General features: G+C 65.8%; 14 protein-coding genes. 11 read left to right on the top strand and 3 right to left on the bottom strand.

The annotated features are described in order from the left end of the window. Nucleotides 1-6: 6 nt before the first annotated feature. From FIU81_RS08620 to FIU81_RS08610, 3 genes are read left to right on the top strand one after another with little or no spacing between them, the layout of a single operon-like run. On the top strand, nucleotides 7-564 hold the full coding sequence (locus FIU81_RS08620; protein ID WP_124113157.1) for a TRAP transporter small permease: 558 nt from the start codon (nucleotides 7-9) through the stop codon (nucleotides 562-564). Beyond that, nucleotides 557-1,861: a TRAP transporter large permease gene (locus FIU81_RS08615; protein WP_124113159.1), complete on the top strand. Its 1,305-nt coding sequence runs from the start codon at nucleotides 557-559 to the stop codon at nucleotides 1,859-1,861. Before FIU81_RS08620 ends, FIU81_RS08615 begins: the two co-directional genes overlap by 8 nt. 16 nt (nucleotides 1,862-1,877) lie before the next feature. Then, complete coding sequence (locus FIU81_RS08610) at nucleotides 1,878-3,059, top strand: acetyl-CoA C-acyltransferase (protein ID WP_124113161.1); 1,182 nt, start codon at nucleotides 1,878-1,880, stop codon at nucleotides 3,057-3,059. A gap of 37 nt (nucleotides 3,060-3,096) precedes the next feature. Here FIU81_RS08610 and FIU81_RS08605 read toward each other — a convergent pair whose 3' ends face one another. From FIU81_RS08605 to FIU81_RS08595, 3 genes are all read right to left on the bottom strand, one after another. Then, nucleotides 3,097-4,020, bottom strand: coding sequence for a 3-keto-5-aminohexanoate cleavage protein (locus tag FIU81_RS08605; protein ID WP_124113163.1), 924 nt, complete (start codon nucleotides 4,018-4,020; stop codon nucleotides 3,097-3,099). A gap of 2 nt (nucleotides 4,021-4,022) precedes the next feature. After that, entirely contained in the window at nucleotides 4,023-4,799 is a 777-nt protein-coding gene (locus tag FIU81_RS08600) for a cyclase family protein (protein WP_124113165.1), read from the bottom strand. A gap of 64 nt (nucleotides 4,800-4,863) precedes the next feature. Further along, complete coding sequence (locus tag FIU81_RS08595; protein WP_124113167.1) at nucleotides 4,864-5,664, bottom strand: enoyl-CoA hydratase/isomerase family protein; 801 nt, start codon at nucleotides 5,662-5,664, stop codon at nucleotides 4,864-4,866. A gap of 164 nt (nucleotides 5,665-5,828) precedes the next feature. Between FIU81_RS08595 and FIU81_RS08590 the strand changes: the two genes are divergently transcribed. The 8 genes from FIU81_RS08590 to FIU81_RS08555 are packed head-to-tail and all read left to right on the top strand — an operon-like array spanning nucleotide 5,829 to nucleotide 12,813. Next, nucleotides 5,829-7,511: a class I adenylate-forming enzyme family protein gene (locus FIU81_RS08590; RefSeq protein WP_124113168.1), complete on the top strand. Its 1,683-nt coding sequence runs from the start codon at nucleotides 5,829-5,831 to the stop codon at nucleotides 7,509-7,511. Further along, nucleotides 7,508-8,254, top strand: a complete 747-nt coding sequence (locus tag FIU81_RS08585; protein ID WP_124113170.1) for an SDR family NAD(P)-dependent oxidoreductase — start codon at nucleotides 7,508-7,510, stop codon at nucleotides 8,252-8,254. Before FIU81_RS08590 ends, FIU81_RS08585 begins: the two co-directional genes overlap by 4 nt. 11 nt (nucleotides 8,255-8,265) lie before the next feature. Then, complete coding sequence (locus tag FIU81_RS08580) at nucleotides 8,266-8,694, top strand: MaoC family dehydratase (protein WP_216644248.1); 429 nt, start codon at nucleotides 8,266-8,268, stop codon at nucleotides 8,692-8,694. Beyond that, entirely contained in the window at nucleotides 8,691-9,221 is a 531-nt protein-coding gene (locus tag FIU81_RS08575) for a MaoC family dehydratase (protein WP_124113174.1), read from the top strand. The genes FIU81_RS08580 and FIU81_RS08575 overlap by 4 nt, the downstream gene beginning before the upstream one ends. Further along, the gene (locus FIU81_RS08570) at nucleotides 9,218-9,913 is read left to right on the top strand and encodes a TetR/AcrR family transcriptional regulator (protein WP_124113176.1); all 696 of its coding nucleotides are present in this window, start codon (nucleotides 9,218-9,220) and stop codon (nucleotides 9,911-9,913) included. Before FIU81_RS08575 ends, FIU81_RS08570 begins: the two co-directional genes overlap by 4 nt. Further along, nucleotides 9,903-10,436: a TRAP transporter small permease gene (locus tag FIU81_RS08565; RefSeq protein ID WP_124113178.1), complete on the top strand. Its 534-nt coding sequence runs from the start codon at nucleotides 9,903-9,905 to the stop codon at nucleotides 10,434-10,436. Before FIU81_RS08570 ends, FIU81_RS08565 begins: the two co-directional genes overlap by 11 nt. Then, a complete protein-coding gene (locus FIU81_RS08560; protein ID WP_124113180.1) occupies nucleotides 10,436-11,725 on the top strand; it encodes a TRAP transporter large permease in 1,290 nt (429 codons plus the stop codon). The genes FIU81_RS08565 and FIU81_RS08560 overlap by 1 nt, the downstream gene beginning before the upstream one ends. 53 nt (nucleotides 11,726-11,778) lie before the next feature. After that, nucleotides 11,779-12,813 carry a TRAP transporter substrate-binding protein gene (locus FIU81_RS08555; protein WP_124113183.1) on the top strand — a complete coding sequence of 345 codons (1,035 nt, stop codon included), beginning with the start codon at nucleotides 11,779-11,781 and terminating at the stop codon, nucleotides 12,811-12,813. Nucleotides 12,814-12,948 lie beyond the last annotated feature (135 nt).

Below are 12,948 nucleotides of genomic sequence, written 5' to 3'. Positions count from 1 at the left end.
CGCGCCATGTCTTCTACCGCACGTCTCGCCCAGCGCCTTGCGCGCGGCGTGGACATGGCGCTGCTGATCGGCGCGGGGATCGCGCTGATCGTAATGATGGGGCTCGTCAGCGTCGATATTCTGTCGAGCCTCCTCCTCAATGCGCCGATCTCGATCACCTCGGCGCTGGTGACCAACTACGCGATGATCGCCGTCGCCTTCCTGCCGATCCTCAGCGCCGAGCGGCGCGGGGCGCATGTGGGCGTCACCATCGTGACCGACCGGCTGCCCGAGGGCGCCCGGCGCGGTCTGGAGACCGTGGTGGGGCTGGTGACCGCCGGCGTCTACCTTCTGCTGATGACGCAATCGCTGGAGGAGGCGGGCAACAAGTTCTCATCGGGCAGCTTCGTCGTCGAGCAGACCACGCGCATCCTGATCTGGCCCGCCTATTTCATGGTGCCCATCGGCTTCGGCGCCATGGGCTTTCTGCTTCTGGCGCGCTCCGTCCTGCGCCTGATCGGGCAGGACATCCCCGCCGAAGAGCCCCTCGAGGCACCGCAACTGGGAGAGTCCGACGATGTCTGACATCATGATTGGCCTTCTGGGCCTTGGCGGCCTGCTCGTCCTGATCGCGGCGAACGTCCACGTCGGCATCGCGCTGATCCTCGTGTCCTACCTTGGCCTCTGGGCCCTTGTCGGCGAGGCCGCCTCCTGGGGGATGCTTCAGGTCGTGCCCTTCACCTTCATCTCGAACTGGACGCTCAGCTCGGTGCCGATGTTCGTGCTGATGGGTTACGTCTGCTACCACGCCAACCTGACGCGCGGCCTCTTCGATTCGGCCAGCCTGTGGCTGGCGCGTCTGCCGGGCGGTCTGGCCATCGCCTCGGTCTTCGGGTGCTCGGGCTTTGCCGCTGTGACAGGCTCGTCGGTGGCGACTGCCGCTGCCATGGGCAAGGTCGCGGTGCCCGAGATGCTGCGCCACGGCTATAATCCGGGTCTGGCCACCGGCACTGTTGCCGCGGCGGGGACAGTCGGCGCGCTGATCCCGCCCTCGATCCTCTTGATCGTCTTCGGCGTCATCGCCCAGACCTCGATCACCGACCTGTTTCTCGGCGGCATCGGCGCGGGGCTGGTCACGGCGCTGGCTTATATCCTCGTGATCTGGGTGCGCGTCTCGCTAAAGCCGGCGCTCGCGCCGCGCGTGACCGAGCGCATCCCCATGCGTCGCAAGATCGGCGCGCTGAAACAGACGCTGCCGATCATCCTCTTGATCGTCGGCGTGCTCGGCGGGCTGTTCGCGGGCCTGTTCACCGCAACGCAGGCCGGTGCGGTCGGCGCGCTTCTTTCCTTCGTCGTGGCGGGCCTTCAGCGCGCTCTGAACTGGCAGGTGATCCGTTCAGCGCTGGTCGAGACGCTGGTAACCTGCGGCAGCCTCTTCATCATCACCATCGGCGCGTCGATGCTGACCCGTTTCCTGACGCTCTCGGGCATCGGCTGGGTCATCTCGGATGCCGTGACCGCGCTCGACGCGGGGCCGATCCTGCTGCTCGCAGGGATCGCGGTCGTCTACATGATCCTCGGCATGTTCCTCGAGCCCATCGGCGCGATGCTCATCACCCTGCCGATCTTTCTGCCGCTGACGCAGGACGCCGGGATCGATCCCATCTGGTTCGGGGTCTTCGTGGCCAAGCTGCTGGAGATCGGGATGATCACGCCGCCCGTCGGCATGAACGTCTTCGTCCTCAGCTCGACCGTCGGCAAGGCCGCGCCCTCGGACGTCGTGTTCAAGGGCGTCCTTTGGTTCTTCGTCATCGACATCCTCCTTCTGGCGCTGCTCGTCGCGGTGCCGTCCATCATCACCTTCCTGCCCTCGCTGGGCTGACCTTCCGGAGACCGACATGAGAGACGCCGTCATCGTATCAACCGCCCGCACGGGCATCGGCCGCGCCTTCAAGGGCGCGCTCAATGACACCAAGTCGCCCACCATGATGGGCCACGCCATCCGCCATGCCGTGGACCGCGCCGGGCTCGACGGCTCGGAGATCGAGGACGCCGTGATGGGCACGGTCCTCGCCGCCGGCACGGCTGGCCTCAACATCGCGCGCAACGCGGTCTTTGCCGCCGGACTGCCGACCTCGGTCGCCGCGCAGACCATCGACAGGCAATGCGCCTCGGGCCTCATGGCCATCGCCACGGCCGCCAAGCAGATCATCGTGGACGGCCAGCAGATCGCCCTTGCGGGCGGGCAGGACAACATCTCGGCTGTGCAGGGGCCCTATTTCGAATGGGCTGTGAAAGACGCCGACCCCGATGTGACGCGCAAGGTCGATCACGCCTACATGCCGATGCTGAAGACCGCCGAGGTCGTGGCCGAGCGCTACGGCATCAGCCGTGAGGCGCAGGATGAATATGCCCTGATGTCCCAGCAGCGCACCGCCGCCGCGCAGGAGGCGGGCCGCTTCGACGACGAGATCGTGCCGTTCCACGTCACGATGAAGGTGAAGGACAAGGAGACTGGCGAATACTCCCACCACGACGTGACGCTGGACCGCGACGAGAGCAACCGCCCCTCGACGACGCTTGCCAGCCTCCAGGGGCTGAACCCGGTGATCGAGGGCGGGGTCGTTACCGCGGGCAACGCCAGCCAGCTTTCAGACGGCGCCAGCGCCTGCGTCTTGATGGAGCGGGCCGAGGCCGAGCGCCGAGGCCTGACCCCCATGGGCACCTATCGCGGCATGGCCGTGGCCGGCTGCGCCCCCGAGGAGATGGGCATCGGCCCGGTCTTAGCGGTCCCGAAGCTCTTGGAGCGGCATGGTTTGAAGGTCGAGGAAATCGGCCTGTGGGAGCTGAACGAGGCTTTCGCCTGCCAGACGATCTACTGCCGCGACAAGCTCGGCATCGACCCCGAGATCTACAACGTCAACGGCGGGGCGATCTCCATCGGGCATCCCTACGGCATGACCGGGAGCCGCGTCGTCGGCCACGCTCTGATCGAAGGACGGCGGCGGGGCGTGCGCTACGTCGTGGCCACGATGTGCGTCGGCGGCGGCATGGGCGCCGCGGCGCTCTTCGAGATCTGAGGAGGCCGCTCCGACAGCGATTGGAGCAGCCGCGCGATCAGAACGACACCCGGTCCGCACCCTTGAGCGCCAGCATCTCGCGGGCCTCGGCGGGTGTGGCGGGCGTGTTGCCCTGCTCGGTCAGGATGCGAACGATCTTCTCGACCTGCTGGGCGTTCGAGGTCGCCGGCACGCCCCGCTCGATGAAGATCGAATCCTCGAGGCCGACGCGGCAGTGCCCGCCCATCTGCGCGGCAAGGGCGGCCATCTTCATCTGCTGCCCGCCAGCGCCGATCACCGACCATTGGTAGTCGCTGCCGAACAGGCGGTCAGCGGTTCGCTTCATGAAGACGAGATTGTCGACCTCGGCCGCGATCCCGCCGAGGATGCCCATGACGAATTGCAGGAAGATCGGGGCCTCGAACATGCCGCGGTCGAGGCAGAACTTCAGGTTGTAGAGATGGCCCACGTCGTAGCACTCGTGCTCGAACTTCACGCGGTGGGGCCGCATCTTCTCGGCGACTTGGGCGATGTCGCCGAAGGTGTTGCGGAAAATATTGTTCTCCGAGCCGCGGATATAGCCCTCTTCCCAGTCGTGCTTGTAGCCCGTCAGCTTTTCGGCCAGCGGGTGGATCGCGAAGTTGAGCGAGCCCATGTTCATCGAGCACATCTCGGGAGAGGCGGCATAGGCCGGGGCAAGGCGCTCGTCGATGCTGGCGCTCAGGCTGCCGCCCGTTGAGATGTTCACGATGGCATCGGTCTCGGCGCGGATGCGGGGCAGGAATTCCATGAAATGCGCGGGATCGATCGAGGGCGCGCCGGTTTCGGGATGGCGCGCGTGCAGATGCAGGATCGCGGCGCCGGCCTTGGCGGCGGCGATGGCCTGCTCGGCGATCATCTCCGAATTGACCGGCAGCGCCTCCGACATGGTGGGCGTGTGGATGGCGCCAGTGATCGCGCAGGTGATGATGGTTTTGGACATGGTCAGTCCTCCAGAATGGCGACGGCGCGCACGAAGCCCGCTGAGGCCGCCTTGATCTTGAACGGAAAGCAGGAAACGGTGAACCCGCTGGGCGGAAGCTGGTCGAGGTTGGCCAGCTTCTCGATGTGGCAATAGCCGATCTCCATCGAAGCGCGGTGTCCTTCCCAAATGATTGACGGATCGCCGTCCCTGGCAAAACGCTCGGCGGTGACGCCGAAGGGCGCGTCCCAGCTCCAGGCGTCGGTGCCGGTGACCCGCACGCCCTGCTCCAGCAGATGCAGGGTCGCGTCCCGCCCCATCCCGCAGCCCTTGGACAGGTAGTCGGGCTGACCGTAGGCGGCGCCGGCGGAGGTGTTCACCAGAACGATATCCCGCTCCCGCAGCGTATAACCGATGCGCTCCAGCTCGGCGTCTATCTCGGCGGGCGTGACCATGTGCCCATCGGGTCGGTCCCGGAAGTCGAGCTTCACCCCCGGCGCAAGGCACCAGTCGAGCGGCACCTCGTCGATGGTGATCGCGCGCTCACCGCCGCTCATGGTGGAGTGGTGGTGATAGGGCGCATCCAGATGGGTGCCGTTGTGGGTGTAGATCGTCAGCTTCTCTAGCGCCCAGCCGTCGCCACCCGGAAGCTGATCCGGCGTCAGCCCGGGAAAGAAGGAGGCCATCTGCTGGGCGGTGTCCTTGTGATCGAAATACTCGATTTGCGGCAGCATCGGCGGCGGATCGGACTGTATCTCGGCTTCCAGAGCCACGGAAAGATCGATCAAACGGCGGGACATGGGTTCTCCTGGCGGGCATTCTGGTGCGACGTGGCGATAGACGAGAAGGATGGAGGAAGAACGCTCATCCTGTCTCGCTTGAAAAGTTGGGGCGCCGACCTTCGGCATAGGCCCTGACCGCTTCGGCGTGCTCGTCGGTCTCGTTGGACAGGATCTCGTAGGCGAAGCCTGCATCCATATGGGTCTGGGCATGGGCGACGAGGGGGCGGTTGATCGCCATCTTGGTCCAGCGGATCGCCTTCGTCGCCCCTTGGGCGAGGCGGTCGGCCAGGGTGTCCACCCGATCGTCAAGATCGGCGGGGGGCACGGCATCGCTGAGGAGGCCGAGCTCGACAGCGCGTGGGGCGGGGATGGGCGCGCCGGTCAGCAGATACTCGCGGGCCCGCAGATAGCCGGCCATCTGCGGCCAGAGCAGCGCGCCCCCGTCCGCCGCCACCAGACCGACACTGACGTGCGGATCGCCGATCTTGGCCTCCGTAGTGGCGATCGCGATGTCCGAGGAGATCGCCAGAGATGCGCCCAGCCCCATCGCCGCGCCGTTGACGCGCGCAATCAGCGGCTTTTCCATGGAGAGCTGCCCGAGGATGATCTGCCGCGCCTCACGGATCGTCTGGTGAAACTTCGCCGGCTTGTCGATGGCGTCCTGCATCCACTTCAGATCGCCGCCGGCGGAGAAGGACTCGCCCGCACCGGTCAGGACGATGACGTCGCTGCCCGGATCGGCATCGAGATCGGGAAAGAGGCGCGCCAGTTCCGCATGGAGCTGCGCATTGGCGGCGTTCCGCGCCTCGGGTCGGTTCAAGGTGGCCGTCAGGACCCGCCCGCGCCGCGAGAAGGAAATCGTCTCATAGCTGTCCAGGGTCATGCAACGGCTCCGTCCGTCAGCGGTTCTCGGTCAATATACTGGCGCGTATCTCTTTAAACGGCAAGGGACGTTATTTTCGCACGGTACCTAAAAAATTGCTTAGAGAAATTATACGTGTCAGTATATACCTGTCGGCATCGAATTGGCCGACTGGGAGGTGCAGCATGACGAAGCCATTTGCCGAGCGGCACGCAGCGGTTCTGGAGGCCTATCCCTCGTGGACGCCCCTAATGCTGCACGAGGTGCTCGACCGCGCTGGCGAACGCACCCCGGATCGCCCCTATATCCTCACGGACGATGGCGCATTCACCTACGCCGAGGTCATCCGCCGCTCACGCGAAGTGGCCGGCGGCCTCGCGCGGCTCGGGGTGGGGCAGGGCGAGCACGTGGCCCTTCTGATTGCCAACCACCCCGAGTTCGTCTGGATCAAATACGCGATCTCGCGCCTCGGGGCGGTCGCGCTGCCGATCAACTTCCTCAACCGCCGCGACGAGCTCGCCTATGTGCTGGAGCAGTCGGACGCCAAGGTCCTAATCACCATGTCCGGGTTCAAGGACCTCGATTATCTGTCGATGCTGGACAACATCGCCCCCGGCTGGGAGGCGTCTGGCGGCGGCAGGGTTCTGCCGCGGCTGGAGCGGGTCGTGGTGGCCGATGACAGCCGGGCCTCTGCGATGTCCCTGTCGGAACTGACTGGCCCCGCGCCCGCCGAGATCGAGACGGACGTCAGCCTTGTCAGCGATATCATCTACACCTCCGGCACCACGGGTCAGCCCAAGGGCGTGCTGATGACGCACGACATGCTCACCCGCGCCGCCTTTACCAGCGTTCTGACGCGGGGTTTCGGTGATGGCTGGCGCGTTCTCTTCTCGCTGCCGATGTATCACGTCTATGGCTACGTCGAGGGTATGCTGACGGTACCCTGGGTCGGCGGGGCGATCATCCCGCGGACGTCCTTCGCAGGTGATACAACGGTCGACGCCGTCGTCCGCCACGAAGCCAACGATATCCTGCTTGTGCCGACGATGACGTTGGCGATCCTCGATCATCTGAAGGCCAACCCGACGCCCATGCCCAGCCTCGTCTCGGTCATCTCCTCGGGACAGCGCAGTCCCAAGGGCATCTGGGACGAGATCCGGGCGCATTTCGGGCCGGTGGAGCTGACGACCGGCTACGGCATGAGCGAGGTCACGGCGACCATGTCCATGACCCGCGTGGGCGATCCGGTCTCCACCTTGCAGACCACCAATGGCCGGATGCGGGACGCCGGGCCCGCAGGCTCGGACGATTTGAACGGCAAGCTGGTCCTCTACCGCGTTGCCGACGCCGAGACGGGCGCAGAGATGCCCAAGGGCGAGACCGGCGAGTTGCAGGCGCGCGGTCTGTGCGTGACGCAGGGCTACTACAACAAGCCAGAAGAGACGGCGAAGACCTTCACGGCCGACGGCTGGCTGCGCACCGGCGATCTGGGCCGGATGCTGGACGACGATTATCTGGTGCTCGACGGCCGGACCAAGGAATCCTACCGGATGGGCGGCGAGCAGGTGATGCCGACCGAGATCGAGGATGTGCTGACCGCCCATGGCGACGTGATGCAGGCCCATGTCGTCCCGGTCCCCGACGCGCGGATGGGTGAGATCGGCGTGGCCTACATCGTTCTGCGGGACGGGGGGCAGGTGACTGCCGAGGACCTGACGGACCTCTGCCGCGAAAAGCTCGCGCGCTTCAAGGTGCCGGCTCATGTGCTGTTCATCGCGGAGGCGGACCTGCCGGTGACGCCTTCGGGGCGGGCCCGCAAGTTTCTCCTGAGCGAACGCGCCGTTCAGACGCTGGGGATCGAGGCATGAGCGCCGCGCTGATCACCGGCGGCGCTCGCGGCATCGGAGCGGCCATCGCTCTGCGCCTTGCCCGCGACGGCTTCGACATCGGCCTGGTCGATCTGGCCCGCGAGGCCTGCGATCCGGTCGCCGCCGAGATCGAGGCGCTGGGCGTCCGCGCCCATGCCGCCGCCGCGGATGTCTCCGATCTGCCTGCTTGCGAGGCCGCGGTCGCCGAGATCGCCGAGGCGCTGGGCGCGCCCACGGTCCTCGTCAACAACGCCGGGCTGATGCGCGAGGGCACGCTCCGGCGCAGCACGGTCGAGGACTGGCGCGCGGCGATCGACGTGAACCTCGCCGGCGCCTGGAACATGAGCAAGGCCGCGCAGCAGGGCATGCGGGACGCCGGAACCGGGCGGATCGTCAACCTCACGTCCACCGGCGCGCTGGGCGAGACCGGCCTGTCGGCCTATTCCGCGGCCAAGGCGGGGCTGCATGGCCTGACGAAATCGCTCGCGGTCGAGCTGGGCCGTTTCGGGATCACCGTTAACGCTGTGGCGCCGGGCCTGACGCTGACGCCCATGATCGACGGCATGTCGGACCGCATCGGCGAGGGCGTGGACGAGATGGAGCGCACGGCGCTCGCCGGCATCCCCATGGGCCGCCTCGGCACGCCCGAGGACATCGCCCACGCCGTGTCGTTCTTCTGCGACGCGCGCTCTGACTTCGTCTCCGGCCAGATCCTCTACGTGACCGGCGGCCCGAAATGCTGAAAGGACCTCGAATGGAGAAATACCGCATCACGCCTGACACGCCCGTCGGCTTCGAGCTGGTGGGCGTCAAGAAGAAGGCGGCGATCCAGCTGATGGGCTCGCGCCTCTGGGGGCGGTTTAATCCGAACCATTGGGACCCGGTCTATGCCGCCGAGACAGGCCTGCCGGCGCCGATCCAGACAGGCGAGATGAGCTCGGCCTATATCGCCGAGATGTGCGTGGCCTGGCTGGGCGAGGCCATGTTCACCGGCGCCAAGATCACCTGCAAATATGTCGCCTCGACCACCGCGAACGAGGTGATCGAAACCGGCGGCCGCGTCACGGGCAAGGCGCCTAAGGGCGGGGGCTTCCGCTTCACGCTGGATGTCTGGGCCAAGAACGAGAGCGGCGAGACCAAGACGGTCGGCACCGTCGAAGCAGATGTGGGAGTGACCTCATGAGCGATCCGAAGACGGACGACCTGCGCCCGATGACTGAGCTGCAGATCGCGCAGGAACGGGCCTTCGTCGAGAGCCTGAAAGAAGACAGCCAGACCTACTGGGACATGATCGCCGTCAGCGACGTGCTGGAGCGCGACCTGACCGTGACGCCCGAGCTGGTGATCCTCTATGCCGACGCGGTCGAGGACTATAACCCGTGGTACGAGGGTTGGCGAATGAACACCTGGCGGATCGAGGGGGAAAGCCCCTTTGGCGGCGCCATCGTCCCGCCGCTGATGATGAGCCATTTCGTGCTGTCCGTGCAATTCGACCACACCAAGCCCTTCGCCATTGGCTCGGTGCATACGATGCACGAGACCGAGATCTTCGCGCCGATCTTTGTGGGCGCCACTGTGACCATCCGTGCCGAGGCCATCGACAAGTTCGAGAAACGCGGGCGGCGCTACGTGCGCCACGAGGTCGTGGTCAGCGATACCGAGAGCGGGACGCGCTACATGCGCGAGGTGCGGGATATCATGTCGTTATGAGCAAGACCGCGGACACCCAACCGTCGCAGGAGACCGAAGCACGCGGGACGAGCGCCCCGCGCGGCCGACCGCCGCGCCGTCAGCGCACTGTCCGAGGCGCGAACGAGGGGCCCAAGCGCGAGCGCATCCTCGACACGGCCGCGCGCCTGTTCCACGAACGTGGATATGCCAAGACGACGCTGGATCAGGTGGCCGAGGAAATGGGGTTCTCCAAGGCGCTGATCTACGCCAATTTCCGCTCGAAGACCGAGCTTCTGGTCGCGATCTGCGAGATGGGCATCGCGGAGGTCCACAAGGCGGTCAAGGGCGCCCTCGATCTGGGGCTCGACACCCGCACGACGCTGGCTCTGGTCGTCGAGCGCTATGTCACCACCGTCCTGAAATATCAGCGCTACATCGCCGTCCACACCCGCGAGGACAAGGCATTGCCGGCCGAGGATGCGTACCGGGTCAACGAGGCGCGGCGCGCCTTCTTCCACATGCTGGCCGCCTTCCTCGAGCGCGGCCGGGACGAGGGCACGCTCAGTACCTCCGATCCGCTACTGAGCGCGCTCGAGCTGGGCGGCTCGGTCACCTGGATGGCATTCTGGTTTGTCGAGGGCGGGCGTCTGGAGCCGCATGAGATCGCAGCCCATGTCACGCGCTCGACGCTGATGATGCTGGGTGCGGCGGAGCGCCCCGATGGAACCTGACGCGCCCACCACGGCGAACGACCGCCTTGCCCTCGCGCTGGGATTGGGTCCAGGTATCGTTCTGCTGCTGACCGCGCTTCTGACGCTGGCGGATGTGATCGGGCGCAACCTATTCGATGCGCCGGTACCGGGGGCGACCGAGCTGACCGAGCTGGCCCTCGTCGCGATCACCTTCCTGCTCTACCCGCGCGTTGCTTGGCGCGACACGCATATTTCGGTCGATCTGCTCGACGGCTTCATGGGCCGGGCTGCGCGGCGCTTGCAGCGCGTCCTCGCCGCGGTCATCGGGACGCTCGCCTTCGGTGCTCTGGCTTGGCGGATCTGGATCCTTGGCGAACGGGTCACTGGCTACGGCGACGTGACACCCTACCTGCGCCTCCCCCTCGGCCCGGTCTACTACGCCATGGCGCTACTCTGCGGCGTGACGGCAGCGGCTTATCTCGCCCGTCTGGCGCTGGTGATCGCGGCGCCCAGGCGGCTGCCGGATGCCGATGCGCAGGACGCCAAGAAGGGTATCGAGTGATGCTGACGGCGGGTCTGGGATTTCTCTGCGCCTTCGCACTGATCTTCCTGCGGGTGCCTATCGCCCTTGCGCTGGGCTTAACCGGTATGGCGGGCTACGCCCTCACGGTCGGGCTCTCGCCGGCCCTTGCCATGATCGGCCTGTCTGCGGTCAGCTCGACGCTGAACTACAATCTCGCGGTGATCCCGCTCTTCATCCTGATGGGCAATCTGATCGCTGCCGCGGGGATCGCGCAGGAGTTGTTCCGCGCCGCGCAGGTCTTCATCGGCCACCGCAAGGGCGGGCTGGGGATGGCGACGATCCTGTCCTGCGGCGGCTTCGCGGCCGTCTGCGGCTCTTCCGTGGCGACCGCGGTCACCATGGGACGCGTGGCGATCCCGCCCATGCGTGATTTCGGATATTCGGACCGGCTGGCCACTGCCACCGTAGCGGCGGGCGGCACCCTCGGCATCCTGATCCCGCCGTCGATCATCATGGTGGTCTATGGCATCACCACCGAAACCAATATCGGCGCGCTCTTCGCTGCCGGAATCGTTCCGGGCCTGATCGGCATGGTAGGCTACATCCTCGCCGTGCGCTGGACCATCTCGCGCGATCCCGGTGCAGCCCCCGAGACCGAAAGGGCCACCCGCGCCGAACGCTGGGCCGCGGTATCGCGCACCTGGACCGTCGGCGTTCTGTTCATCGTGGTCCTCGGCGGCATCTACGCGGGGTTCTTCACGGCGACCGAGGCGGCCGGCATCGGCGCGTCGGGCGCTTTGTTCTTCGCGCTCCTGCGGCGCATGCCATTGCGGCGGCTGACGCGTGTCCTCGTCGACTCGGCCGAGACCACGGCGGTCCTCTTCGCCCTCATCATTGGGGCTAAGATCTTCGCCGAATTCATCAATCTCACTGGCGCGCACCGGGGCGTTCTGAGCGTCGTACAGGACGGCGACTTGTCGGCGCCCATGGTCATGCTCATCATCTGCCTGATCTACATCCTGCTGGGCTGCGTCCTAGACAGTCTCGCCATGATGTTGCTGACGCTGCCGATGTTCTTCCCGATCGTGACGAACCTCGGCTACGATCCGGTTTGGTTCGGCATAATGGTCGTGATGCTGGTCGAGCTGGGGCTCATTACGCCCCCCATCGGCATTAATCTTTTCATACTCAAGTCTGTGGTGCCGGACGTGAAGCTCGGTACCATCATCCGAGGCATCGTGCCCTTCATCGCCGCCGATATCGCTCGGCTGATCCTGATCGGTCTGGTGCCTGCGCTCGCGCTTTTCCTGCCGCGACTGTTTTTCTGACGCATTTTAAACCGCTCGGGACCTTGTCCGGGCACCCTAGGGAGGACCTGACCATGACACTGACCCACCTTGCCGCGACGACCGCGCTCATCGGGGCGCTCTGCGCTGTTCCAGCGACTGCGCAAGAGACCGTGCTACGCTATTCCTCGTGGTTTCCCGAGAGCCATTCGCTGAACACTGCCTTGCGCGAATGGATCGGCAATGTCGAGGAAGCGACCGAGGGGCGCGTCACCATCGAGTATCTGCCCGCCACCGTGGGCGCCGTACGCGACCAGTTCGACGTGGCCCGTGACGGGCTGGCCGACATCACGCTGATCCTGCCGGGATACACGCCGGGCCGCTTCCCGCTGATGGAGATGGGCGAGCTGCCGCTTCTTGTGCCGACGGATCAGGCGACGCTCGCTCCGGTGTTCAACCGGGTCTACGAGGACCAGCTGGCGCAATACGATCCTTTTGAGGGCACTCATCCCCTGACGGTCTTCGCCTCGGCGCCGACCTCCATCGTGACATCGAGCGGAAACGCGGTCACTTCGATGGAGGATTTCGCGGGCCTCAAGCTGCGCGCCCCCTCCACCACTGCCAGCGCGGTGATCGACGCCGTGGGCGCCGTCGCCGTCCAGAAACCGGTAACCGAGATCTACGAGCTGGCCTCCACGGGCGTCGTCGACGGTACCTTCTTCTCGCTGGCGCCCATTGTTTCGTGGAATACGGCCGAGATCTTCAAGGAAGTGACTGAGATGCCTGGCGGCATGGGCCAGTCGGTAATCGCGCTCCTGATGAACCAGCGCAAGTGGGACTCGCTGTCCGAGGAGGACCGCGCCGCGATCTCCGAGGTCTCGGGCCCCGCACTGGCGCAAATCATCGGACGGGTCTGGCAGCAGGATGAGGACGAGGCCATGGCCGATCTAGAAGAGATCGGCGGCTTCACATTCCACGAGGTCTCGAACGAGTTCTTCCAGTCCTTCGAGACGGCGATCCAGCCGGTCGAGGCCGAATGGATCGAACGTGCGAAGGCCGAGGGCGTCGAGGACCCCGAAGCTCTGCTGGAAGCTTTCCGCGACGAGCTGCGCTCGGCCAGCGATTCTTGAAGCGGCTGCGTCCCCTGCGTCTTGCCGCGTAGGGGGCGTCACCGCCCCCATCAAATCTGGTAGATACTGCAATGAGGGAAGATCACACAACGCTATTTGCGAATAGCAACTGATCATGCTCATGAAATTGATGGA

This window comes from Palleronia sp. THAF1 (assembly GCF_009363795.1).
Taxonomy (GTDB): Bacteria; Pseudomonadota; Alphaproteobacteria; order Rhodobacterales; family Rhodobacteraceae; genus Palleronia.
The sequence above is the reverse complement of the archived record's forward strand: the minus strand, read 5'-3'. Positions and strand labels throughout refer to the sequence as shown.